Origin of the sequence: Sorangium sp. So ce281 (genome assembly GCF_051527395.1) — a bacterium.
GTDB lineage: Bacteria > Myxococcota_A > Polyangia > Polyangiales > Polyangiaceae > Sorangium > Sorangium cellulosum_B.
The window spans coordinates 355,875-379,989 of the sequence record NZ_CP150322.1 but is presented as its reverse complement, the minus strand read 5'-3'; the positions used below and the strand labels follow the sequence as shown (position 1 = coordinate 379,989).

The window sequence follows — 24,115 nt, the reverse complement described above, 5'->3', positions numbered from 1 at the left end:
GCCCCGGATCTCCTTCATCCCCTCCCCACCCCGCCGTATCCTGCTCGCAGGAGGCTCCATGCCGACCGCGACGCGCCCCCAGAACGCCACGCTCACGGGCACGCTGCCGCTCGACCGCCCCACGGCGGAGCGGCCGCACCGGCTCTACGTGGCCACCTCGAACCACTGCAACCGCTCCTGCCCGTGGTGCTGCACCTGCTCGTCGCCCCGGGGGCAGACCTTCCTCGCCCTCGACCGCTACCGCGCGAGCTTCCCGGCCGAGGGCCCCTTCGAGGTGCAGCTCGAGGGCGGCGAGCCGACGATCCACCCGCACTTCGACGAGATGGTCCGCCTCGCCCGCGCCGAGCCCCGCTGCGCGCGCGTCGTCGTGGTGACCAACGGCGTCGAGATCCCGCGCGATCCGGCCGGCCTCGACGCCTGGCTCCAGAAGCTCGGCGAGCCCGCCACGATCAAGCTCTCGGTGAACCACCACCTCCTCGAGAACGACGGCGGCCTGCTCGCCCTCGCGCGCGCCCTGCGCGAGCGGCTCTCCGCGCTCGGCGGCGATCGCCAGCTCGTCCTGAACGTCCGGCTGCGCAAGACCGAGCCCGACGGCGACGCATGGGTCGTCGAGGCGGTGCGCGACGCGGGGCTCCTCGAGCTCGCCAACGTGTTCCACCTCCAGCGTTATGGCTTCGCGCAGAAGCGCGACGACTGGGACGAGCCTTTCCTCGTGGGGACCCACTTCACGATGCTCAACCCGGACGGCAGCGCCTTCGGCCCCGACCTCGTGGCGCGCTCCGACGCGATGAGAAGGCTGCCGTGAGCGCCCGCCCCTTCCGCGAGGAGTGGCGCCGCCTGAAGAGCCGCGCCTTCGATCTCGAGCGCAACAGCACCGCCGGCGACACGGTGCGCTTCGACCTCTGGGGCCAGCCGGTCGAGGTCTATCGCAACGCGAACTTCTCCATCTACAGCCGTCAGCCCTGCAACGCGAAATGCCACTTCTGCGTCGAGGAGCTCAGGCCCGCGTCGCGCGGGCGCAGCCTGTCGGTGCAGAAGAGCGTCGAGGACGACGACGGGCGCTATTTCGATGCCATGGCGGCGTCCCTCGAAGCGCTCCGGCCGCTCGATCCGACGATCTCGGTGACCGGCGGGGAGCCGAGCCACGATCCGCGATTGCCCCGCATCCTCGCGCTCGGGCAGGCCCACCGGGGCCGCAAGCGGACGCTCACGACGAACGGCTCGGGGCTGCTCCAGCAGCGCGAAGGAAAGCGGGTGATCGACTGGATCGTCGACACCGGCGTCCAGCACCTCAACATCAGCCGCGCCCACCCCGATCACGACAGGAACGCACGGCTGATGGTGATGAAGGACGGCCTCCGCGCCGACGAGCTGCGCAGCGTCGTGGCGGCGGCCTCCGCGGGCGGCACCCGGGTGCGCCTCTCCTGCGTGCTCCTCGACGGGCAGATCGACGCGGTCGAGCCCATCGTCGATTACCTGCGCTTCGCCCGGTCGCTCGGCGTGGACAACGTGATCTTCCGGCAGCTGATGAAGACCGACCCGGCCGCCGTGGTCGAGAACCACGTCGTCAAATACAGCGATCGCGCGCGCGTCCGCCTCGAGCCGCTGCTCGACGCGCTGAGCGCCGACGCGCGGTTCTCGTTCGAGCGGCAGATCGTGGGCTATTACTACTACGTCGAGGTGTTCCGCTTCGAGGACATGGATGTCGTCTTCGAGGAGGCCGACCTCGCCCAGCTCGAGGAGACGAAGCGCTCGGGCCCGGGCATCGTCCACGAGCTCATCTTCCACCCCAATGCGAGGCTCGCCTCGACCTGGCAACCCTGGGACGGCGTCCTCGGCCCTCCTCCATCGATGCGCGCCTCGCTCACCACGACATGACACCGCTCGTCATCCCCCTTCCGTACATCGGCCGGAACCTGCTCTTCCTCGAGGAGGTCCTGGACGAGCTCGAAGGGCGCGGCGCTCCTCCCCCTCCCCCTCTCCTGTTCCGCGCGAGCGAGGCGGACAAGCTGGCTCGCCTCCTCGAGCACGGCACCGACCGCGCAGGATACCCAGGAGAGAGGGCCTGGACCGACGGCCCGGATCAAGCGCGGCCGATCCGGCACGAAGACGTGATCTTCGCGACGACCGAAGGCGAGATCCGGAGAGGGGAGCGAGAGCCCGAGCGGTCCACGTCGCTCAAGAAATTCGCCGTGATCGAGCGGCCTCTGTTCATCGCGCACGACGCCCGCTGCTTCGCCAAGCTGTGCGACAGGCAGTACGAGTACCGCGATCCGGCGCAGAAGCGCGCGGCGCTGCTCGCGCTGTTCCCGGTGACCCGGGTCGCGCCCATCCAGGGCTGGTTCTCCGAGGAGGACGGCCTCGCCTACCGGGCGCTGGTGCGCCCCCTCCGGGGCGGCGCGATGGTCGAGGTGGGCTCGTGGAAGGGGCTCTCCACGGCGTACGTCGGGCGGCTCGCCGCGAGGAACGGGGTCGCGCTCCATTGCGTCGACACATGGGAAGGCTCGAGCGACAAGTACGCCGACAGGTATCGCGCCATGCTCGCCGCGGAGGACGTGCCCGGCGCGTTCAGGGCGAACATGGCGGCGCTCGGGATCCAGCCAGAGGTCCTCCGGATGGCGTCCACGGACGCGGCGGCGCGCTTCGCCGACGCCAGCCTGGATCTCGTGTTCCTCGACGGCTCGCACGACCGCGCGGCCGTGCTCGCCGATCTCGAGGCGTGGTGGCCCAGGCTCAAGCCTGGCGCCGTCCTGGCGGGCCATGACCACAACGAGGATCACCCGGGCGTCCTGGAGGCCGTCGCTCACTTCATGTCCCGCGCCGGGCGGGCGATCGAGCGCGGCGCAGGCTCGGTGTGGTGGGCGCGGCGATAGGTGGGCCGGGGATGGGCAAACCCCTCTTCGTGGCGACAGGGGCCTATTCGTGCGGCAAGACCACGACGCTCCGTCACCTCGCGTCCACGCGGGGCTACCGCGTGCACGGCGAGGCGCACCGGCGCGTGCTCGACGAGCTCGGCGCGCGCACCCACGGCCACGCGCCGGACGCGCCGTTTCGCCCGATCGACGCGCCGGAGCACCTCTGTCCGATGTGCCGGAAGCGGGAGTTCGCCGCGCTCGTGCTGGAGGCCCAGAAGAAGATCGAGGCGGACGCGCGGGAGGGAGACTGGCTGGAGCGCGGGTACCTCGATCCGGTCGAGTACTACCTGCGCACGAGCGGAGAGGCGGAGTACCCCTGGCCGGCAGGCGAGCCCGCGTTCGAGCGCTATGCGCTGGTGTTCCTGTTCTCCGTGATGCCGGAGCTCCAGGAGCCGCGCTGGGGCAAGAGCAGAGAGGCGCGCGCGGCCGAGGCGGAGCGGATCAACCAGCGGCTCGGCGCGCTCTACCGCGCTGCGGGCTTCGAGGTGATCGACGTCGGCCCCGGCGCGGTGGAGGAGCGGGCGGAGCTCCTGGCGAGCCGCGCGCGGCTCATCGAGCGTGCTATCCTCGGCACGAGCCCATGGTAGCCGCTGCGCACATGCCGCTTCCGTCCTCGACCGCTCCTGCTGGGGAGCAGCGGTTCGTGATGCACGACGTCCCCTGGCAGACCTACGTGAGGCTGCGGGACGAGCTCGACACCCCTGGCCTGCGGATGAGCTTCTGCGAGGGAACGCTGGAGCTGATGCGCCCGTCGACCGATCACGAAGTGGCGAAGAAGAGCATCGCCCGCCTCATCGAGCTCTTCGCGCTGGAGCGGGACGTGCCTCTCTACGGCTACGGCTCGACCACGTTCCAGCGCGAGGCCAAGTCACGCGGCCTCGAGCCCGACGAGTGTTATTGCGTCGGCGGCACGCTGAAGGAATTCCCTGAACTCGCGATCGAGGTGGTGTTGACGAGCGGCGGGCTCGACAAGCTGCCTGTGTACAGCGGGCTCGGCGTGCGCGAAGTCTGGTTCTGGGAGCGCGACGCGTTCCACATCCATGCGCTGCGCGGCGAGCAGTACGAGCCCATCGCGGCCAGCGAGCTCATTCCGGATCTGGATCTCGTCGCGCTCGCGCGCTTCGTGCGCTGGCCGGATCAACACGAGTCGGTCAAGGCGTTCCGCAGCTGGCTGCGAGACGGAGGCTGAGGCCGCCCCGCCGTCAGCCCACGGCCGTGCCCGGCGCGCCTGGGCGCATGGCGCGGGGCCCTCACCCCTCCGCGAAATCCTGAGCGAGCCGCACGTCCTTGAGCTCCGCGCCGAGCAGCTCGATCGCGGCCGTGACGAGCGGGTGGTCGGCCACGGCGCGCTTGGCGGCCTCGACGCGGGCCTTGCGCTCGGCGGTCTCGACCTGGGCGAGCGACGGGCCGGCGCTGCCGCGGGTGATCGTCTCGAAGACCAGCTCGGCGGGGGCGCCGAAGTGGGAGCCGAGGACGCGGGCGAGCAGGTCGCGGGACGCCGGCTCGGTGGCCTGGCCGGACAGGAACGAGTTCGCCTCGTAGCCGAGCGCGACGCGGGTCGGCGTGAGCTCCAGCACCGCCGCGTGCTCGAGGACGGAGGCGAGCGCCGGCCGCTGCACCCGGACCGCGGCGATCACCGCGCGCCAGGTGGCGAGGTCCTCGGCGCTCATCGATGGCGGCGGCGGCGCGCTCGACGCCGGCGCCGGGCTCTGCGGCGAGGGCGGCGCGCTCGACGCCGGCGCCGGGCCCTGCGCCGAGGGCGGCGCGCTCGACCTCGCCGCCGAGCCGGGCGCCACGAACTGCGGCGCGCTCTGCGGAACGGAGTACAGCGCGCCGCGCGGCGACGGTGGCGGAGCGCTGTCGGCGCGGTACGCGGGCGCGACCGCGCCGCTCGCGTACGGCGGCGCCTTCGCGAAGGCCGGCGCGGCGCCGCCGCTCGCGAAGCTGGTCGCGGCGCCGTGCACGCCCGGCGCGCCGTTCACGAAGGGGACGACGTTGGCAGCCGACGTGCCGCTCGCCGCGACACCGCCGTTCGCCGCCATGCCGCCGTGCGCTCGCGCCACCCCGCCCCCGCCCGGCGCGCCATAGACAGCCGCCGCACCGTTCGCTCTCACCACGCCGTTCGCCGCCGCGCCGTTCGCCGCTACCGCGCCGTTCGCCGCCGCGCCAGCCGGTCTCCCCGCCACGCCCGCGCCCGCCGCGCCGCTCGCGAAGGCGACGCCGTTCGCCGGTGCGCCGGTGGCCGCCACGCCGTTCGCTCTCGCCGCGCCGCTCGCCGCCGCGCCATTGAACGCCGCCGCGTCATTCGCTCTCGCCGCGCCGGCCGCCGCCGCGCCGGAGGCGCGCGCGTCCTCGGGCGCTGCCTCGGCCGATGCCGCCCCGCGCCGGGGCGCAGCCGCTCCGCCGGGCGGCGCGCCAGGCCGCTGCGGCCCGCGCTCCGGCGCGCCGCCGCCGCCACCCCCGCCGCCGCCTCCGCCGTTCAGGCGCCGCTCGAGATCGCCGAGGCGGCGCAAGAGCTCGTCGATCGGCAGGAGCGGCGGCCTCCGGGCGAGCCGGACGAGCGCCATCTCGAACGAGGCGCGCGGCTGGCCGCTCCGGGCGATGTCGTCGAACGCGCGCGAGAAGCCCTGGTGCAGCCGCGTGAGATCGTCCGCGTCCGCCCGCGCCGCGAGCGCGCGCGTGTCGGCGATCTCCTCGTCCGCGAGATCCAGGAGCGGCGCCGGGTCCTCGCAGACCTTGGCCACCACGAGATCGCGCAGGTGCGCGAGGAAATCGCGGGCAACGTGGGGCAGATCGTACCCCTCCTGCGCGAGCTCGCCGACGATGCGCACGCACGCCGCAGGGTCGCCGTCCACGAGCGCACCCGCGAGCCGGTGCAGCACGACGCGGTCGGCGACGCCGAGCACCTTCGCCACCCCCTCGGCCGTGATGCGATCGCCGCTCGTCCCCACCCACGCGATCACCTGGTCGAGCAGGCTCATCGCGTCGCGCATGCTCCCCGCCGCCTCCCGCGCGAGCGCGCTGAGCGCCGGGTCGTCGGCGGGGATCTTCTCCTGATCGAGCACCCAGCGGAGCCGCGCCGCGATCGCCTGCGCCCCGATGAGCTTGAAGTCGTAGCGCTGGCACCGGCTCAGGATCGTGACCGGGACCTTGTGCACCTCCGTCGTCGCGAAGATGAACTTCACGTGCGGCGGCGGCTCCTCGAGCGTCTTCAAGAACGCGTTCCACGCCGCGTTCGAGAGCATGTGGACCTCGTCCACGATGAAGATCTTGAACCGGTCGCGCGCCGGCCGGTACGGCAGGCTCTCCTGGAGCTTGCGCACCTCGTCGACGCCGTTGTAGCTCGCGCCGTCGATCTCCTGGACGTCGACGTCCGCGCCGACCGTGATCTCGGCGCACGGCGCGCACGTCTGGCAGGGCGTCGCCGTCGGCCCGTGGACGCAGTTCAGCGCCTTCGCGAGGATGCGGGCGCTCGTCGTCTTGCCGACCCCGCGGACGCCCGTGAAGAGGAACGCGTGGGCGACGCGATCCCGCGCGATGGCGTTGGCGAGCGTCGTGGAGACGTGCTCCTGTCCGACGAGATCCTCGAAGGACTGCGGGCGCCATTTCCGCGCGAGGACGACGTAGCTCATACGCTGCTCGACTAGCACCTTCTCGCGGGCGCGTCGCCGCGGCTGTGGCCGGTACGGAAGTCGCCCTGCATTCCGGAGAGTTTGCCAGAATTGCCGCACAAAATGCACCCCGCCCCGCGCCAGGGCCGGAACCTACCGGAACCGGGCCACAGCACGCGCCAGGGAGCCCCTGGAGAGCGCGCCAACCAGCCCCCTGAAGAGACGGAGGAGCCCGCTCGCAGCGGGCAGCCCCGGAGGGCGACGCCCGCGGTGCCGCGCGCTGCGTCGAACGGCCGCGCGCTGCGTCGGCGGGCCGCGCGTCCAGCGCCCCTCCTCGTCCCCCGTCCCCCTCCCCTTCACGGTTGCGGCGCGGCGCGGTTCACGGCATAGACGCCGATCTGAATATGCAATTTCGCGGCGGAATGAACGAGCTGGTTCGCCAGGCGGCGCGCATGCAGCGCAAGATCGACCAGGTGAAGGGCGAGCTGAAGGACCGCGAGGTGAGCGCGACCGCCGCCGGCGACAAGGTCACCGTCGTGGTCTCCTGCGAGGGCAAGGTGCGCCGGATCGAGGTCGACCCCGCCTTCCTCGCGAGCGAGGGCCTGGAGATGGCGCTCGACGCCATCGTGGCCGCCTCGAACTCGGCGCTCGACGCGGCCGACAAGCTCGTCGAGGCCGAGATCACCAAGGTGACCGGCGGCGTCAAGCTCCCCGGCATGCACCCTTGACGGCGTTGCGCTCCCCGGCTTCGCTCCCCGGCTCCTCGAGGGTCCCGAACGGCGACCGGGGCGCGCCCGCGGCCGGCTTCCGGAGCGCGCCCGGCGGCCTGCCCGGCCGGCTGTCGCGGGTCGCCCAGCTGCTCGCGCGCCTGCCGGGCGTCGGCGAGAAGACGGCGCAGCGCTTCGCCCTCTTCCTCGTGACCACCGGCGAGGACACCGCGCGCGACCTGGGCGGCGAGCTCGTCGAGCTCTGCGATCACATCAGGCCGTGCATCCGGTGCGGCCACATCACCGAGGTCGACGACGGCGGCCGGGCGCTCTGCGCCATTTGCCTGGATACGCGGCGCGACGGCGCGCTCCTGTGCGTGGTCGCGCGCGTCCAGGACCTCCTGGCGATCGAGCGGAGCGGGGCGATGCGCGGGCGGTACTTCGTGCTCGGCCGGCTCCTCTCGCCCCTCGAGGGGGTCGGCGCCGAGGAGCTGCCGCTCGAGGCGCTCCGGGCGCGCGTGCGCGATCCCGAGCAGCCGGTGAGGGAGGTGCTGGTCGCCACCCCGCCTTCCGTCGACGGAGAGGCGACCGCGCTCCTGCTCGCGCGGGAGCTCGGCGCGATGGGGATCCAGGTCACGCGGATCGCCAGCGGCGTGCCGCACGGGGGAGATCTGGAGTTCGCCGACCAGGTGACGCTGGGGCGAGCCATCGAAGGCCGGAAGAGCTTCGGCTAGCAGGAAACGCGAGAATCGGCCCCAGCCCACGAAAGCCAGGGCCGGGGCGGGCGGGCGTTCTTCACGCCGAAGCGCTCACGAACTTCAGAGGTCCACATGTCCAAAATCGCCATCACATCCGATCGGGCCCCGCGCGCCATCGGCCCCTACTCGCAGGCCGTCAAGGCCGGAGATCTCGTGTTCTGCAGCGGCCAGATCCCGATCGATCCCGCGACGGGCGAGCTCGTCGCCGGGGGGATCGAGGAGCAGACGGCCCGGGTGATCAAGAACCTGACCGAGGTGCTGTCCGCGGCCGGCGCGAGCTGGAGCGACGTGGTGAAGACCACGATCTACCTGACGGACCTCGCGGATTTCGCCATCGTCAACCAGGTGTACGGAGCAGCCGTCGGCGGCGTGCTGCCCGCACGGGCGACGGTGCAGGTGGCGGCGCTGCCCAAGGGCGCCGCCGTCGAGATCGAAGCTGTTGCCCATCTTTCGCGATAATCGGGGAGCCGCGGCCGCGGTCCCCATCTCCACTATGTCCCCGGGAGCCTCGACATGAGCACAAAGAACGAGAGCGAGAGCACGGAGCGGACCGCCAGCGCAGTTCCCGAATCTGCGCGCGAAGGCGCCCCCGATGCAGAGAGCGGAGACAAGCCGCGCGCGCGGAGGGTCGTCCGCTCGGCGAGCACGTCCGTCGGCGCGAGCGGCGTGAAGCGGACCGACGAGCCCTCCGAGGGCGCGCCGGCGCAGCCCGCAGGCGAGGCGCCGCGTCCCTCGTCGAAGGCCGCCGCAAAGGAACCGCAGGGCTCGCTGCTGGACCTCATCGCGCCCCGCAAGCGGCCGGCGCTCGCGGACGCGCCGCCGCCGACGACCGAGGACGCCGCGCCGCCGCCGGCCGCCGCGCCGCGGGTGGTGCGCGACTACCGCGCGCCCAGGCCCGAGCGGCCCGCCGTGGCCTCCGGCGGGCCGAGGCCCGACCGCGGGCCCAGGCCCGATCGCGGCCCGCGCCCCGACCGTGGACCGAGGCCCGACCGCGGGCCGCGCCCCGACCGCGGGCCGAGGCCCGACCGTGGACCCAGGCCCGAGCAGGGCCCTGGAGCGGCGCAGGTAGCAGGCGCAGAGCAGGGCGCGAGGCCCGAGCGCGGGCCGCGCCCCGACCGCCCCTGGTCCGACCGCGGGCCCAGGCCCGACCGTGGACCGCGCCCCGACCGCGGGCCGCGCCCCGACCGTGGGCCGCGCCCCGACCGCGGGCCCAGGCCCGACCGCGGCTTCTCGGCGCGGCCGGCAGCAGAAGGCGGTCGGCCGCAGGGCCCCGGGGGCGCCGAAGGACGGGCACCCGCCGCGGCGAAGCAGCAGCAGAGCGACCGGATGGTGACCGTGGTCGGCCAGGGCGCGACCGCGACGGTCGTGACGGGCAAGAGCGCCCGGCAGCCGCAGGGGCCGGCGAAGCCGGCGCACCTCCTCTTCGCGCTCCCGGCCGCCAAGGCGAAGCCGGTCGCGACCGCGGAGAAGCCGGCGCTCACGGCGCGCGAGGCGCTCGGCGCGCGCACCGCGAAGGCCCAGCAGGCCGCGGCCACCGCGAAGAGCAAGGCCGAGAGCGGCGCCCGCCCGGAAGGCAGCCCGAGCGCCGGGGCGACGAAGGTCGACTTCGACGCCGAGGTGCTCGCGGCGGGCTGGGATCGGGCGCTCGAGGCGCTGAAGTCGGCGGGCGACGCCGCGCCGGCGCTCGTCGACGCCTGGCTCGGCGCCTCCAACGCGGAGGCGATCGCGGCGGCCGCCGAGTCGGAGGACGCCTCCGGCGCGGCGCGGAAGGCGGCGCGGCGCGCGCTCAACGTGCTCAAGTCGCGCGGGGCGGCGATCCCGACGCGCCCGCGCGTGGTGCGGCTCGCGGAGGAGCGCGCCGAGGTGGTCGAGGCGACGCTCATCCCGCCCGACTCGAGCGGGACCGAGGCCATCGCGATCACGAGCCGCGACACCAGCGGCCGCTACCGGATCGCCGAGGTGATCGTGCGCGACTCGGTCGGCGTGCTGCACGCCGGCGCGGGGTGGCTCAGCGGCTCGCAGATCAAGGAGGGCCGCGCGCGCGCGTACGAGAACCTGGGGACGGCGCCCGTGCCGGTCTCCCTGGAGTGGGCGCGCCACCGGATCGCGGCCGCGAAGCGGCAGAACGCGGTGTCGGGGCAGGTCGTGCCGCTCGGGTTCGAGGGGTGTCGCGATCTCATCGAGCCCGCGCCGGACGCCGAGCCGAGGCACCCGGCGGCGGACCTCGAAGAGAGCCTGACGGACGAGCTGGTGACGGCGCAGATCGCTGGCTCCGCCGCGCTGCACGAGGAGCCCGAGTTCCGGCACTGGCTGCCCGCGCGGCAGGCGCTCGACGAGCTCCTGCAGAAGGTCGGCCAGCGGCTCGGCGCCGCCGGGATGCGCGATCCCGGGCTGGTGAACACGGCCATGCGGGAGGAGATCGACCTCGCGACCGACCGGTTCTTCTCGCCCGAGGTGCGCGGGCAGCTCGCGACACGGATGCGGAGCAGCGCCGTGTCGCTGCGGGCGCGCAAGGGCGACGCGGCGGCCACCACCGCCCTCGCCGTCGCGCGCGCCATCAAGGACGCCGGGCTGATCACCTCGCCGCCGCGGGAAATCCCCTTCCTGGCGGCCTTCTTCCAGAAGGCGCTCGGCGTGCTCGCCCAGCAGGGCGGCGGGCAGCTGCGGATCCCGGTCCCGGCCGGCGCCGTCCCGCCCGCGAGGGAGGCCGCGGCGGGCGGCGAGGAGCCCGCCGAGGGCTCCGGCGCCGAGGCCCAGCCGTCGACCGGCGGGTGATCGGGAACGCCGGCCTCGCCGGCGCGCCGGCGACGCGAAGCCGGTGACCCAAAGGCCAGGAGGCGAGCCCGGGGCGACCCGGCGCTCGCCTCTCGGCTTTTGTCCCGGCGGCGCTACTTCACCGCGATGGTGATGTCGCCGTTCTCGGTGAAGAGCTCGAGCAGGCCGCCGTCGCCGTCACCCATCGTGTACGACGTCGCGCTGCCCTCGCCGGCGGTGGCCCACGTGGAGGGGATGCCCTGCTCCACGACGTCGCCGTGGAGCGTCTGCGCGGTCATCGTCCCGTCCACCCCGGCCGGCACCGCGAGCTTGATCGCGCCGTTGCCGGAGCTGATCGCGCCATCGGAGGCGCTCCACGCGTCGAGGTCGACGAAGACATGGCCGTTGTCGGTGGCCACGTCGATCGCGCCGCGCGCGCCGACAACGTCGATGCTGCCGTTGTCGCTCACCACCGTGGTGCCGCGGGACGGGGCGCCGTCCAGGTTGATCTCGACGCCGCCGTTGTCCTGCTCGACGCGGAGCCCGCCGTCGAACGCGGCGGGCAGGACGACCTGGATGTCGGCGCCCAGCCCTCCCCACCCGCCCGAGACGCGCCGCGTCGAGATCACGACATCGCCGTCGACGATCGCGGCGAGCTTGAGGTCGTTCTCGATCTCCTCGACCGCGACCTCTCTCTCGTCCTTCTTGCGCATCGTGAACGGGGAGAAGCTGACCTCGACCTCGCTCACGTCCCCGGTGACGACCTCGACGTCCCCGTTCTCGCTCACGATGCGGACGCTCTGGGTGGGTAGGTAGTCGACCCGAGCGCGCTCGTTGGTGCCCTCGTAACGCACGAGGGTCTCGGCGGTGATGGAGTTGTCGTCGATGCTCAGGGCACACCCGGCCGTCGCTGCAGCGGACACGGAGCACACCAGGAAGCAGGCGATTCGAAGCGAGCGATTCATCATGGATTCCTCTCGGGCAGATTGTACGGCGGGCGAACTGCGAGCCCCACCCGACCCGCGCAGGGAACATGCCGGCCAGTTCCTTGGACGCCCGCGCCGAGCGGCACGTCATGGATCGCAAGATTTCGACGCTGTCGAGCCGGCCGCGGCGGGCTCAGAGCGTCTCCCACGGGAGGGGCATCGCACCGGCGCCCACCCTCCTGCGGAAAGCCGCGTGCAGCGCCCGGACCTTCGGGCCGGGGACACCCGCGCCGATCGTGTGGGCGTCCACGCGAACGACGGGGACGATCTCCCGGAGGCTCGAGGTGATGAACACCTCCTCGGCGGCGAGGAGCCGGGCCATCGTGACCGGCTCGCAGCACACCGGCATGCCGAGCTCGCCCGCGACGTGCATCACGTGGGCCCGGGTGATGCCGACGAGGATCCCTGCCTCCCTGGGCGGCGTGATCAGCATGTACCCCGGGTCCTCCGCGCCCTCGTGCGCCGCGGGCCGCCGCTCGACGAGGAAGACGTTGGACGTCGTGCCCTCGACGACATGACCCGACGGGTCGAGGATCAGCGCCTCGTGCGCCCCCGCGGCCCGCGCCTCGCGCAGGGCGAGCAGGCTCTCGAGGTAGTTCGAGACCTTGGCGCCCGGCGCCGCGTCGCCGGCCCGCTGGGTGCGGATCGTGACGACCGCGATCCCCTCGCGGTAGAGCCCGCCCGCCAGCGGCTTCAGCGGCTCGACGAGGATGACGCGCAGGGGCGCGCCCGCGAGCGAGGGATCGAGCCCGAGCGGGCCGCTGCCGCGCGTCAGCATCACGCGGATGGTGCTCTCGAGCGGCGCGACGGAGCTGCCGGCGGACGCCGAGCCCGCCGTGGCCCCGGCGCTCCCGGCCGCCGTCGCTGCCCGGAGCAGCGCGACGACCTCGCGGCCGAGCTCGTCGCGCGGGATCGGCAGGGCGATCGCGATCCGCTCGGCCGAGCGCTCCAGGCGGGCGAGGTGCTCTTCCAGAGCGAACGGCTCGCCGCCGTAGGTGCGGATGGTCTCGAAGACACTATCGCCGTAGAGGAAGCCGCGGTCGTAGACCGAGACCCTGGCCTCCTCCGGCCGGTGGATGACACCGTCGATGCTGACTAGCCGCGTCACGCGGCGAGATTACGTCACTTCTTGAGCTGCGCCAGGAGCTCCTTCGCCGGGGCGAAGTCGCGATCGTTGTCGAGCGCGCGCTCCAGCATCTGGATCGCCTTTTTGTCGTCGTTCTGACGGTGGCTGATCACGCCGAGGTAATAGAAGACCTCGCCCTTGCTGATCGGCGCGCTCTCGTCGAGCTTCTGGAGGAGCAGGGCGCGGAAGGTCTTCTGCGCGCGATCGATGTGCGCCGTCTTCGCCGCGTCGTCGCCCGACTCCGACAGATCGAGCGCCAGCACGCCGAGGTCGCGGAGGATGGCGATCGAGCCCGGGTCGATCTTGAAGGCGATGTCGAGCTCGGCGAGCGCCCGCTCCCGCTGCCCCTCGGCCAGGTAGGCCTTGGCGAGGCGGTGGTGGATCGCGGCGAGATCCTTCGAGCGGCGGCCGCCGTAGGACTCGACGATCTGCTGGAGCGCCTCGGCGGCCTTCTGGCCGCGGCCCGAGGCGCTGTACGCGTCGCACAGCGCGAGCAGGAGCTCGCGGTCGCCCGGCACGAGCTCGGTGGCCTTGACCAGGAGGTCCGCCGCGCGGCCGGGATCGCTCCGCTTCGCCAGGTGGATGCCGGCCGCCTTGCGGTAGAGCGCCACCTTCTCGGCCGGCTGCGCGGCCGCCTCGGCGTCGCCGGTGATGAGATCGGCGAGCTCGGTGAAGGCCTGCTGCTTCTCGTAGAGGGCGAGGAGCTGCTTCCTGATCTCCTGCGCCGACCCGTCCGCCGCGAGCCCCCGCTCGAGCACGCGCCGGACCGCGCCCTCGTCGCCGAGGGACCGGTGCAGATCCGCGAGCCGGAGCGCCGTGCCCACCGCCTCCGCGGCGCGGGCGTCCTCGAGGATCACCTCGAGCCGCTGCGCCGCCTCGGCCTTCTCCCCGCGCTGCTCGTGCAGGCGCGCCAGCGCGAGGAGCGCGCCGTGGTGGCGCGGCTCGCGCTCGAGGACCGCGCGGTAGGTCTCGATCGCCCGCGCCGTGTCGTTCAGCCGCGCCTCGTAGACCTCGCCGAGGCGAACGCTGTACGAGAGCTCCGCCGCGACGTCGCCGCGGTCCTTCGCGCGCTCGATCTGCGTGACGAACAGGTCCGACAGCTCCTGATCGCGGCCGGTCTTCTCGAGCAGCTGCGCGAGCAGGACCGTCGCCTTCTCGTTGTCGGGCTGCTCGTCGAGGACCGCGCGCAGGTGCTCGGTCGCCTCGCTCACGGCGTCGAGCCGCGAGAGGCAGATCTCCGCGCTCTCGAGGCGCAGCGCCGAGCGGGCCTCGGGCGACTCGGCCAGGTCGGTGAGCCGCTCGAGCAGCGCGAGGAGCTCCTTGTGCTTGCCGGCCTTCGCGTAGAGCTCGCGCAGCGCCGTCGCGGCGCGCTCGTCGCCCGGATCCGCCTCGAAGAGCGTCTCGTAGAGCTCGATCGCCGCCGCGTCGTCCCCGAGCCGCTCGCGCGCGACCGCCGCGGCGGCGTGCCGCGCGTCGCGGATGCGCTCGGCCTCGGCGTAGAGCTCGGACTGGCGCACGAGCAGCCGGAAGACCTCCTTGTGGTCGCCCGCCTCCTCCCGCACCTTCGTGAGCTCGGCGAGCGCCCAGGTGTCGCCCTCGTCCGCGGCGATCATCTCGCGCAGGATCGCCTCGACGAGCTCGCGGTCGCCCAGCGCGCGCTCCGCCAGCTCCTTCGCCTCGCGGCGCAGCTCGCCCGCGCTCCCTTCCATGCCGTCGAGGGCGGCGATCCGGCGCAGCGTGCCGATGAGGTCGCGCTCGCGCCCCGGCGCCCGCTGCAGCTCCTCGATCGACCGCAGGATGTGCTCGCTCGTGGGATCGTGCGTGAGCGCCGCCTCGTACGCCGCCTCGGCGGCCTTGGCGTCGCCCACCTTGTTCTTCTGCCACTCGGCGATGCGCATCCAGAGGTCGCGCGCCGTGTCGCCGTCGAGCTCGGTCCCGGCCTGCACCGCCCGCTCCAGGGCGGAGGCGGCGCTCGCCCAGCCGCCCGTCAGCGGGGCCAGGCGCTCGATCTCGCCGAGCACGTCGGGGTCCGACGGGTCGTCGGCGAGCGCCTTCTCGAGGGTCTCCAGCGCCGCCCTCGGGTCGTTCGAGCGCACCTCGAGCACCTTCGCCAGGTCGAGGCGCATGCGGATCCGCTCCGCGCCGCCCGGCGCGAAGCGGATGCGCTTCTCGTAGAGGCGCGCCAGCGCGGCGTTGTCGCCCCGCGTCCGGTAGACGCCCTCGAGCGCCTCGGCCGCCTCGTCGAAGAGCCCCGGGTCCTCGGTGAGCGCCTCGAGCGCGCCGCTCGCCCGCTCGTGATCGACCGCGCGATCGAGCGCCTGCCGCAGGGTGTTCAGGCCCTGGGACTTGTCGCCGAACGACCCGATCTGGATCACCGCGAGCCGGTAGAAGAGATCCGCCTGGTCGCGATCGCCGGGCGTGACCGCGACGCGGCGCTCGAGCACGTCCGCGAGCGCCCGCTCGTCGCCGAGGCGGCCGTAGAGCCGGTCCAGCGCCTCGAGCAGCTCCGGCGTGTCGCCGGCGTGCTCGACGGCCTTCGCGTAGGCCTGGGCGCTGCGCCGGTCGTCGCCGAGCTTCTCCTCGGCGATGCGGCCGATCCGCAGGAACAGGTCCTTCGCGATCGTCGCGTCGAACGTCGCCCCGGCCCGCTGCGCGAGCGCGTCGCAGTAGCGGCCGAAGCCGCCCGTGCGCTCCGCGAGCCGCTCGATCTCGCCGTGCAGCGACGCGTCGTCCGGCGCGTCCTCCAGCGCGCGGAGCAGCGCCTGCTCCGCCTCGAGCGGGCGCCCGAGCTGGACGTCCTGCACGAGGGCGATCGCCCGGAGGGTCGCGGCCCGATCGGTCGGCTCGGTCTGCGCGCGCAGGCGCAGCTCGAGCGCGGCCGCGAGCTCCTCGTGGCGGCCGGCCGCGCGCAGGACGGGCTCGAGCACCTCGGCGGCGTCGAGCCGCAGCTCCTCCCGGCCCTCGCCGATGGCGCGGACCGCCTGGATCGCGTGGTCGTTCACCGCGTCCTCGTCGAGGACGAGCCGGTACTGCTCGATCGCGTCGCTCGGGCTCTCCAGCTCCCCCGCGTAAAGGTCGCCGATCGCCGTCCGCAGCTTGATGCGCGCGTCCCTGTCCGCGGCCGCGCTCGCCTGGAGCATCAGGTTCGACAGGAGCTCGTCCCACATCCGCTCGGCCCGGTAGAGCCGCTCCAGCGAGGACAGCACCGCCGGATCGCCCTGCTTCGCCTCGAGCGCCGCGTTGAGCGCCGCGATCGCGTCGCGCGGGCTCGAGAGATCCCGCTCGTAGCGCTCGGCGGCGCGCACGTTGAGGTCGTAGCGCAGCTCCTCCTCGTCGGGGCCCGCGAGCTCGACGCGCCGGCCGTAGAGCTCGACGAGGCGGCTCGCGGCGCCGCGCGGCTCGTGCAGCTCGATGAGGGCGTCGATCGTCATCGCGCTCTCGGGATCGAGCTCGAGCGCCCGCTCGTACGCCTGGATGGCGCCCTCCGTGTCCTCGAGCATCTCGAGCTTGGTCTCGGCGATGCGCCGGCAGATCGAGGCGTTCTCCTCGTCCGACGCCATCTCGCTCTTCTTCTCGAGGACGGAGATGAGCGTGTCCCAGTCGCTGAGCAGCACGGCCAGGGTGTCCATCTGCTCGAGCGGCTCGGGATCGCTCGGGTCGAGCGCGGACAGCCGCGCGTAGGCGCGGAGCGCCCGGCGCGGGTCGTCGATGCGCGTGTCGTAGACCTTGGCCAGCGACGAGAGCAGCTCGCGCTTCGTGAGCTCGTCCGACGTGGTGCTCACGCCCGCCTCGAGGCTGTCCGCGAGCTCCTCCCACGCGCCGAGCTGCTCGGCGAGCCGCTCGAGCTCGCCGCGCGTCTCGCCGTCGTCCGGATCGAGGCCGAACGCCGTCCGGGTCGCGTCGAAGGCGCGCAGCTCGTCATTGCCGCGCGTCTCCCAGAGCTTCGCCGTCTCCCGGAGCACCGCGACCTTCTCGCGCGCGTCCGAGGCGAGGCCGAACCGCTCGTCGTTGAGCCGGACGAGCTGCCGCCAGTCGTCCGCCCCCTCGTAGAGCGGCCCGAGGATCTCGACGACCCGCGCCTTGTGCTCCGGGTCCTGGATGAGCGCCTCGAGCGCCCGGATCGCCTCGGCATGCGAGGGCACCTCGCCGACGATCGCCTCGAGCTGATCGATCGCGCCCGAGGTGTCCTCGAGCCGCGTGCGCAAGAGCGCCGCGAGCGCGAGCCGGTAGGGCGCCGCCCGCTCGCCGTTCGGGGCCGCCTCGGCCCGGCGCAGGTAGAGGTCGGCGAGGTCCCGCGGCCGGTCGAGCTCGCGGTAGAGCTCCGTCAGCGCGTCGAGCGCCCGGGCGTCGTCCTCGTCGACGTCGAGCGCCGCGCGGTACGTCTCGATCGCGAGCGCGGGCTCGCGGAGCTCCGTCCGCTCCAGGCGCGCGATCGTGTGGAGGGCGTCGAGCCGGTCCTCGTCCTTCCGGTAGTCGAGCGCCGCGCGGTAGAGCTGGATGCGCTCCGCGTGGCGCCCTTCCTTGACGAGCAGCCCGTCGATCGCGTCGAACAGCTCGCGCGAGTCCGGCTCGAACTCGTGCGCGCGCCGGTACCACCGCAGCGCGTCGGCCACGTCGCCGAGCTGGGCGTAGAGCTCGCCGGTGCGCCGGCTGAGCTTCGCGCTCGAGGCGTCGTCCGAGGTGAGCTCCCCGAGCTCCGCCGCGTAGATCTCCGCGAGCCGCCGCTCCGCGCTCGCCACCTTCGCGAGCCGCTCGAGCTCCGCCCAGACCCCCTCGTCGGTGAGGTCCTCGTGGAGGAGCTTCGCCACCGTCTCGAGCGCCGCGCGGTAATCCTCGAGCTGCTCCTCGTGCAGCGTCGCGAGCCGCTGCAGCAGATCGCGGCGCTCGACCGGGTCCTGGCTCGCGGCGAGGCGCGCGTCGAGCGCGATCTTCACCCGGTTCCAGTCCGCCCGGCGCAGGTACACCGGCTCGAGCATCTCCCCGGCGCGCGCCCGGTGCTCCGCCTCGGCCGAGCCCTCGAGGATCGCCTCGAGCAGCGAGACCGCGCCCTCGTGCGCCGGATCGATGAGCAGCGCCTCGGAGAGCTCGTCGAACGCGCGCTGCACGTCCTCGGTGTGCCGGTGCGCGACGAGCGCGATCTTGACGTGCAGCTCGGCGAGGTCGCCGGCGCGCACGTCGAGCTGCCGCTCGTAGAGCCGGATGAGGTCCTGGAAGCGCCCCGCCTCGCGGTAGAGGGCGTCCAGCGCCGCGATGGCGTCCGGGTGGAGCGCGATGTCGAGGATCGTCTCGTAGGTCGCGATCGCGCCGGCCTGGTCCCCGAGCGGGCCCCGCTCGAGCTCGGCGATCCGGAAGAGCAGCCCCGTCTTCTCCTCGTCGATCTCGGCGTTCTCGACCCGGAGCTTCAGGATCTCGAGCAGCCGCCCGGCGTCGCGCGCCTCGCCGTAGAGCTCCTCCAGCGCGATCATCGCCCGCCGGTCGTCCCCGCGGGCCTCGAGCGCCTTCTTGTACTGCTCGACCGCGAGCTCGCGGTCGTCGAGCTTGTGCCGCGCGAGCTCGCCGACCCGCAGCCGCACGTTCTGCTGCACGTCGCCGTCGAGGATGTCCGGCGCGATGCGCTGGAACAGCTCGCACACCTCGGACCAGCGCCCGGTGGCCTCGCCGAGCCGCTCGACCGTGGCGATCCAGGTCGTCACCTCGGGCTCGCCCGCCGCCTCCCGCACGCCGCGGAGCGCGTAGCCGAACGCCCGCGACGTGTCGCCGAGCGGCCCCTCCGCGGTGCGGAGCGACTTCTGCAGGGTGGCGAGCCGCTCGCTCGGGAGATCCGAGGTCTCGACCTTGATCTCCAGGACCCGGAGGAGGCGCTCGGCGTCGCCGTCCGCCTCGTAGAGCGGCTCGAGCGTCTCGGCCGCGTCGCGCCGCGCGTCCTCCCGCTCGAGCATCGCCTCGAGCGCCGCGCGGCAGCGCGCGTTCGACGGGTCGAGCGAGAGCGCCTGGCGGTACGCCTCGAGCGCCCCCGTCGCGTCGGCCTGGTGCAGCCGCCGCACGTCGCCGAGCCGCGCCAGCAGATCGAGCCGGGCGGGCGTCTCCACCGCGAGGGACAGGTCCACCTCGAGCGTCTCGGCGAGGTCGACCCAGCGCTCGTCGAGCTCGTAGAGCTCCTCGAGCGCCGCGAGCGTCGGGCGCTCGGGGCCGAACTCGTCGAGCACCGCGCGCCACGCGTTGATCGCCTCGGGCACGTCGGCGAGCTTCTGCGCGAGCGTCTCGGCCGCCTTGGTCATCGCGCGCCGCCGCTCCTCCGGCTCGGTCGTCGACTGCTCCCGCGCCCGGAGCACGGAGACGAGCTCCCGCCACTGCGACGTCCGCTCGTAGAGCCGCTCGAGCGCCGCGAGCGCCGCCACGTCGGCGCCGTCGTCGCCGAGCCGCGCCTGCCAGGCCTCGATCGCCTTCGCCGGATCGTCCAGCACCGTCTCGTGCAGCGTCCCGATGCGCTCGTAGAGCGACCGCCGCGTCTCGACGTTCTCCTCGAGGCGCACCTCGATCGCGAGCACGCCCGCGAGCGCCTGGTGCTGCTCCTTCGCCGCATAGATGCGGCCGAGCGCCTGCGCCGCCGGGATCACCAGCATCGGATCGGTCGGATCGATGGCGAGCACGCGCTGGTAGACCTTCTCGGCCCGGTCGGCGTCGCCGAGGAGGTCCTCGCAGATCCTCGCGACTTCCATCAGGATCTCGCCGCGGATGGTGGCCGTCCCGCACGCGTCCGCGGCCGCCGTGAGCACCTCGGCGACCTGCTCGTGCTCGCCGAGGCGCCGGCCGATCTCGATGAGCCGCTCGCGCGCGGCGAGGTCCTCCGGCTCGAGCGGCAGGAGCTCCGACAGGCTGGCGAACGCGCCCGCGTCGTCCCTGAGCCGCTCGTCCTGGAGCACGCTGACCCGCCGGAGCAGCTCGCGCCGCTCCGACTCGGTCTCGGCGCCCTGGCGCCGGATCTCGAGGACCCGCACGAGCTGCCGGATCTCGTCCCGCGCCTCGTACACCGCCTCGAGCACGCGCGCCGCGCGGAGCCGGAGCGCCCCGATGTCGAGCAGCCGCTCGACGAGCTCGCGCGCCTTCGGATCGTTCTGGCGGATCCGCAGCACGTCCTCGAGGTGCCCGAGCGAGCCATCGGGCTCGTGCAGCCGGTCGAGGTAGATGCTGCCGAGCGACAGCTTGATCTCGACGCTCTCGGCCTCGGTCGCCGTCTTCAGGCGCTGCTCGAGGAGCGCCGCGAGGTCGCGGAAGCGGCCCTCGCGCTCGTAGAGCTTCTCCAGCGAGTCGAGCGCCGCCGTGTAGAACGGATCGAGCTCGAGGATGCGCTCGTAGTAGCCGATGGCCTTGGCGGCGTCGCCGATGATCTCCTCGGCGATGAGCGCCACCTCGTTGAGCAGCTCGATGCGCTCGCTCTGGTCCGTCGTGCCCTTCGCGGCGCGGTCGTAGAGCTCCTCGAGCTCGCCCCACCGCTCGGCCGCCGTCAGGATCTGCTTCAGCCGCTCGAACGCGCGGTGGTTGTTCGGGTCGAGGCTCAACACCCGCTCCAGGTAGGGCTTCGCGCCCTCCGGGTCGCCGAGCTGCTCGTCGTGGAGGCTCGCCGCGCGCTCGCAGAGCTCGACCTCCACGGAGCTGCCGAGCACCTTGTCGCCCTCGGTGCGGCCCGCGACGAGGTGCACGCGGTACGCCTCGGCGAGGTCGGTCGGGCGGCCGGCGCGCCGCGACAGCTCGGCGGCGCGGTCCCAGAGCTCGATGTCGTCCGAGAACTCGTGCAGCGCCCGGAGGAGCGCGTCGAACGCCGTCCCGGCCGCGTGCAGCTTCGCCTCCTCGACGCTCGCGAGCGTGAGGTAGAGCTCCCGCCGCCGCTCCGGCTCCCGCTCCGCCTCGAGGATCACCCGGAGCGCCATGGCCTCGCGCCGGTGGTTGCCCGTCTCGGCGTACTCGACGGCGAGCACCTTGGCCGCGCGCACGCGCGTCTCCGGGCGCTCGACGAGCCGCGAGAGGACGGCGATCGCGTCCGGATCGTGCGCCGCCAGATCGAGCGCGCGCACCGCCGCATCGAACGCGTCCGCCGGCCGATCCAGCCGGTCCAGGTAGAGCGCCGCGAGCTCGATCTCGCGGCGCGCCCGCTCGTCGCCCTCGCTGACGTCGCGGTGCGTGGCCACGATCACGGACGCCGCCTCGTACTCGCCCGCGGCGTTCAGGAGGCGCGAGAGCACCCGCAGCGCGTTGATGCGCCCGGGCGTCAGCGCGATGACCTTGCGCAGGAGCTCGATCGCCTTCGCCGGGTCGCCGAAGACCTCCTCCTCGAGCGTCGCCCACTCCTCGAGGATCTCGGCGCGGTCCTCGCCCCCGACCTGGCTCGCCCTGAGCTCGAACAGCCACCGCAGATCGGCCTGCCGCTCGTTCGCCCGGAGGAGCGCGTCGAGCGCCCGCACCGTGTCGTCGTCGGACGGGTCGTCCTCGACGAGGCCGCGGTAGACCGTCACCGCCTCGTCGAGCTTGCCCATCTCGCGCGCGTACACCTCGGCGAGCTTCAGCCGCAGCGTGCGCTGCACGTCGGTCGCGAGGTCCTCCGCCGTCCGGAGCCGGCCCTCGACCGCCTCGACGAACGGCCCCCACGAGCCCGCCGCCCGCGACCAGGCCTCGAGCAGATCGAGCCCCTCGTCGTCCGGCTTCTGCTCGTAGGCGCGGCGCGCGTAGCCGAGCGCGCTCGGCTTGTCCGAGAGCGGCCCGCCCGTCACCGCCGCGAGCTTGCGCAGCATGCCGACCTGCGCCTCGGCGTCGTCCGTCGCGTCGAGGAGGATCTCGTAGAGCGCCGGCAGCCGGGCCCACTTCTCCTCCTCCTCGTAGATCGGCACGAGCGCCGCCGCGGCGCGCGCGTCCTTCGGCGAGACGCTGAGCACGCGCTCGTACGAGCGCGCCGCGCGCTCGGGCGCCTTGAGCTGCGCCTCGAAGATGCGGGCCGCGCGGAAGGAGATGTCGAGCTTCGTGGCCGGGTCGGTCGCCTTGTCCGCCGCGCCCGAGAGGAAGTCGACGAGGCCCTCCCAGTCGTTCTGCGACGCGTAGAGCTCCTCGAGCCCGTCCCAGTCGCCCGCGGCGAAGTACGCGTCGCGCAGGACGCGGAGCGCGCGCGCGTGCCCCGGCGAGAGCGTGAGCACGCGCCGCCACGTCCGCGCCGCCTGGGCCGGATCCTTGAGGCGCTCGGCGTACACGGCCCCGAGCTTCTGCAGCGAGACGAGCCGCGCCGCGTCGTCGGGCGCGAGGTCGACGCGGCGCTCGAGCACCTCGGCGACCGTGGCGAAGTCCTTCTCGCGCTCGGCCTGCTTCTCCAGCGCGTCGAGCACCCCGGGGGCGCTCGGGTCGAGCTCGAGGATCCGCTTCTGCAGCGCGATCGCGTCCGCGCCGCGGTCGAGCCGCTCGGCGGCCAGCTTGGCCATCTCGCCGAGGAGCTCGATCTTCGCGGCGCCCTCGGCGGCCTCGAGCTTGCGCTCGTAGAGCGAGTAGAGCTGCGGCCAGGCGCGCCGCTTCAGGTACAGCTCGCGGAGCTTCTGCTGCGCCTCCTCGTCGATCGGCTCGACCGTGAGCAGCGCCTCGTACGCCGCGATGGCGTTCTGGACGTTGGAGAACTGGTCGAACCAGCGCCGCGCCACCGCGCGGTAGAGCCCCGCCTTCTCGGCGGGGCTCTCGGTCAGCTCGGCGAGGCGCTGCTGGTACGAGAGCAGGTCGCGCCAGCGCCCGAGCGACTCGTAGATGCGGGTCAGCTCCCGCACGGCGTCGGCGTCCTTGTCGTCGAGCTGGACGATCTGGGTGAGGACCGTGACGAGGGCCGCGTCGTTCTTGGCGCGATCGCGGTAGATCCCGGCGATCTCGCGGAGCACCGCGACCCTGCCGGCGACGTCGTCGGCGGGCGTGCGCTCCAGGTCCTGCCGGTGGAGCTCGACGAGGGCGTTGTACCCCTCGGTCTGCAGGTAGAGGCGCTTCAGGGCGTCGCGCGCCTGGCGGTTCTCCGGGTCGGTCCGGAGCACGGACTTGTACTGCTCGATCGCCTTGGCGGCGTTCTCCTGCGACTCGGCGAGCCGCGCGAGCTCCGTGGCGATGGCGCGCCTCTCGGGGCCGTCGGGCACGGCGCGCTGCGCGTCCGTGAGGATCGTCGTGAGCCGCGGCTTGTCGCCGCGCTGATCGAGCACCTCGCGGTAGAAGTTGAGCATCCCGGCGTGCGCGGGGTCGGCGCGGCGCACGCGGTCGAAATAGGGCTCGGCCGCCTGGGGCTGGCCGCGCATGCGCCAGTGGACCATGGCGATCTGCACGAGCATGCCGAGCTCCTCGCCGGGCTTCACGCCGCCGCTGCGGAGCTGGTCCTCGTAGAGGGCGACGAGGCGATCCCAGTCGCCCGCGGCGGAGTAGGCCTCGGTCAGGAACGAGAGCGCCTCGGGCTGGCCGGGCGAGAGGTCGAGCAGCTCCTCGTACGCCGCGACCGCGCGGGCCGGATCGCTCAGGTGCGCCTTGGTGGTGCGCGCCGCGCGGACGGCCGCCGCGATGCGGTCCTCCTTGAGCTGGGCCTCGCCCTTGACGAGCGACTGGACGCGGACGACGGCGTCCCAGTCCCCCGCGGTGGAGAAGGCGATCTCGGCGAGGTTGGCCGCGCGGAGGTTCTTCGGGTCGAGCATGAGGGCGAGCTCGATGAGCTCGGCCACCCTGGCGCCGAGCTCGGCGCGGCCGTAGCGGTAGCCGATGTCGGCCGCGCTCGTGTAGAGCGCGCTCTTGAAGGCGCCGTCGGTCGCGCCCTCGGCCTCGGCCACGTACCGGTCCACGAGGTCGCGCCAGCGCTCGCGCTTCGAGGCGTCGGTCTCGAGCGCCTCGGCCGCGGCGTCGTCGTCGGGGCGCAGCTCGATCAGCCGCTTGTACGCGGCCGCCGCGCGATCGACGTCGATGAGCTCCTCGTGGTAGACGCGGGCGAGCTCGGCCTGCATCGCGGGCTCGACGGCGCTGCCTGCGGCGAGGGCGATCTCCAGCTCGAGGAGGCGGGCCACGGCCTGCCATTCCTTCCGCTGCTCGTGCCGCCCGCGCGCCGCGCCGAGCAGGCGCTCGACGTCCCCGGGGCCCGCGCCGTTGTTCGGAGCAGTCACGGCCTCCGCGAGCTCGTTCCAGGCTGCCTCGTTCTCGGGCTCGTCCTGCAGACGCCCAAGGGCCATCCGAATCGTCTCAACGCTCATCGTCTCTCCGCGGACCTCGCG

The 24,115-nt window shown here is 73.6% G+C and carries 13 protein-coding genes; 9 read left to right on the top strand and 4 right to left on the bottom strand.

Translation table 11 applies throughout. From position 1 onward, the window contains the following. Positions 1 to 58: 58 nt before the first annotated feature. Genes WMF27_RS01415 through WMF27_RS01395 form a run of 5 tightly spaced genes read left to right on the top strand, consistent with a single transcriptional unit; the run spans position 59 to position 4,104 of the window. Positions 59 to 805, top strand: coding sequence for a radical SAM protein (locus tag WMF27_RS01415; protein WP_437762056.1), 747 nt, complete (start codon positions 59 to 61; stop codon positions 803 to 805). Further along, positions 802 to 1,878 (top strand): radical SAM protein, encoded by a 1,077-nt coding sequence (locus WMF27_RS01410; RefSeq protein WP_437762057.1) that lies wholly within the window; start codon positions 802 to 804, stop codon positions 1,876 to 1,878. The genes WMF27_RS01415 and WMF27_RS01410 overlap by 4 nt, the downstream gene beginning before the upstream one ends. Then, complete coding sequence (locus tag WMF27_RS01405) at positions 1,875 to 2,873, top strand: class I SAM-dependent methyltransferase (protein ID WP_437762058.1); 999 nt, start codon at positions 1,875 to 1,877, stop codon at positions 2,871 to 2,873. Before WMF27_RS01410 ends, WMF27_RS01405 begins: the two co-directional genes overlap by 4 nt. A gap of 11 nt (positions 2,874 to 2,884) precedes the next feature. Beyond that, positions 2,885 to 3,502, top strand: a complete 618-nt coding sequence (locus WMF27_RS01400; protein WP_437762059.1) for an AAA family ATPase — start codon at positions 2,885 to 2,887, stop codon at positions 3,500 to 3,502. Continuing rightward, positions 3,496 to 4,104, top strand: coding sequence for a Uma2 family endonuclease (locus WMF27_RS01395; protein ID WP_437762060.1), 609 nt, complete (start codon positions 3,496 to 3,498; stop codon positions 4,102 to 4,104). The genes WMF27_RS01400 and WMF27_RS01395 overlap by 7 nt, the downstream gene beginning before the upstream one ends. A 61-nt stretch (positions 4,105 to 4,165) precedes the next feature. Here the strand turns inward: WMF27_RS01395 and dnaX are convergent, their stop codons facing one another. After that, a complete protein-coding gene (dnaX, locus tag WMF27_RS01390; protein WP_437762061.1) occupies positions 4,166 to 6,547 on the bottom strand; it encodes a DNA polymerase III subunit gamma/tau in 2,382 nt (793 codons plus the stop codon). 383 nt (positions 6,548 to 6,930) lie between these two features. On the opposite strand from dnaX, the gene WMF27_RS01385 reads away from it, so the two are divergent. From WMF27_RS01385 to WMF27_RS01370, 4 genes are all read left to right on the top strand, one after another. Beyond that, entirely contained in the window at positions 6,931 to 7,254 is a 324-nt protein-coding gene (locus WMF27_RS01385) for a YbaB/EbfC family nucleoid-associated protein (protein WP_437762062.1), read from the top strand. Positions 7,255 to 7,259: 5 nt separating this feature from the next. Then, the gene (gene recR, locus WMF27_RS01380) at positions 7,260 to 7,967 is read left to right on the top strand and encodes a recombination mediator RecR (RefSeq protein WP_437762063.1); all 708 of its coding nucleotides are present in this window, start codon (positions 7,260 to 7,262) and stop codon (positions 7,965 to 7,967) included. A 96-nt stretch (positions 7,968 to 8,063) separates the two neighbouring features. Beyond that, positions 8,064 to 8,450: a RidA family protein gene (locus WMF27_RS01375; protein WP_437279214.1), complete on the top strand. Its 387-nt coding sequence runs from the start codon at positions 8,064 to 8,066 to the stop codon at positions 8,448 to 8,450. A gap of 54 nt (positions 8,451 to 8,504) precedes the next feature. After that, on the top strand, positions 8,505 to 10,766 hold the full coding sequence (locus tag WMF27_RS01370; protein ID WP_437762064.1) for a hypothetical protein: 2,262 nt from the start codon (positions 8,505 to 8,507) through the stop codon (positions 10,764 to 10,766). A gap of 113 nt (positions 10,767 to 10,879) precedes the next feature. Here WMF27_RS01370 and WMF27_RS01365 read toward each other — a convergent pair whose 3' ends face one another. The 3 genes from WMF27_RS01365 to WMF27_RS01355 form a co-directional block, all read right to left on the bottom strand. Then, positions 10,880 to 11,713, bottom strand: coding sequence for a hypothetical protein (locus tag WMF27_RS01365; RefSeq protein ID WP_437762065.1), 834 nt, complete (start codon positions 11,711 to 11,713; stop codon positions 10,880 to 10,882). A 151-nt stretch (positions 11,714 to 11,864) separates the two neighbouring features. Further along, positions 11,865 to 12,839 (bottom strand): aminotransferase class IV, encoded by a 975-nt coding sequence (locus WMF27_RS01360; RefSeq protein ID WP_437762066.1) that lies wholly within the window; start codon positions 12,837 to 12,839, stop codon positions 11,865 to 11,867. Positions 12,840 to 12,853: 14 nt separating this feature from the next. Continuing rightward, positions 12,854 to 24,073 (bottom strand): tetratricopeptide repeat protein, encoded by an 11,220-nt coding sequence (locus WMF27_RS01355; protein ID WP_437762067.1) that lies wholly within the window; start codon positions 24,071 to 24,073, stop codon positions 12,854 to 12,856. Between the last annotated feature and the right edge of the window lie 42 nt (positions 24,074 to 24,115).

Coding starts and splice junctions, on each gene's coding strand:
- WMF27_RS01415 (WP_437762056.1), top strand. CDS start 59: ATGCCGACCGCGACGCGCCCCCAGAACGCCACGCTCACGGGCACGCTG.
- WMF27_RS01405 (WP_437762058.1), top strand. CDS start 1,875: ATGACACCGCTCGTCATCCCCCTTCCGTACATCGGCCGGAACCTGCTC.
- WMF27_RS01400 (WP_437762059.1), top strand. CDS start 2,885: ATGGGCAAACCCCTCTTCGTGGCGACAGGGGCCTATTCGTGCGGCAAG.
- WMF27_RS01395 (WP_437762060.1), top strand. CDS start 3,496: ATGGTAGCCGCTGCGCACATGCCGCTTCCGTCCTCGACCGCTCCTGCT.
- dnaX (WP_437762061.1), bottom strand. CDS start 6,547: ATGAGCTACGTCGTCCTCGCGCGGAAATGGCGCCCGCAGTCCTTCGAG.
- WMF27_RS01385 (WP_437762062.1), top strand. CDS start 6,931: ATGCAATTTCGCGGCGGAATGAACGAGCTGGTTCGCCAGGCGGCGCGC.
- WMF27_RS01375 (WP_437279214.1), top strand. CDS start 8,064: ATGTCCAAAATCGCCATCACATCCGATCGGGCCCCGCGCGCCATCGGC.
- WMF27_RS01370 (WP_437762064.1), top strand. CDS start 8,505: ATGAGCACAAAGAACGAGAGCGAGAGCACGGAGCGGACCGCCAGCGCA.
- WMF27_RS01365 (WP_437762065.1), bottom strand. CDS start 11,713: ATGATGAATCGCTCGCTTCGAATCGCCTGCTTCCTGGTGTGCTCCGTG.
- WMF27_RS01355 (WP_437762067.1), bottom strand. CDS start 24,073: ATGGCCCTTGGGCGTCTGCAGGACGAGCCCGAGAACGAGGCAGCCTGG.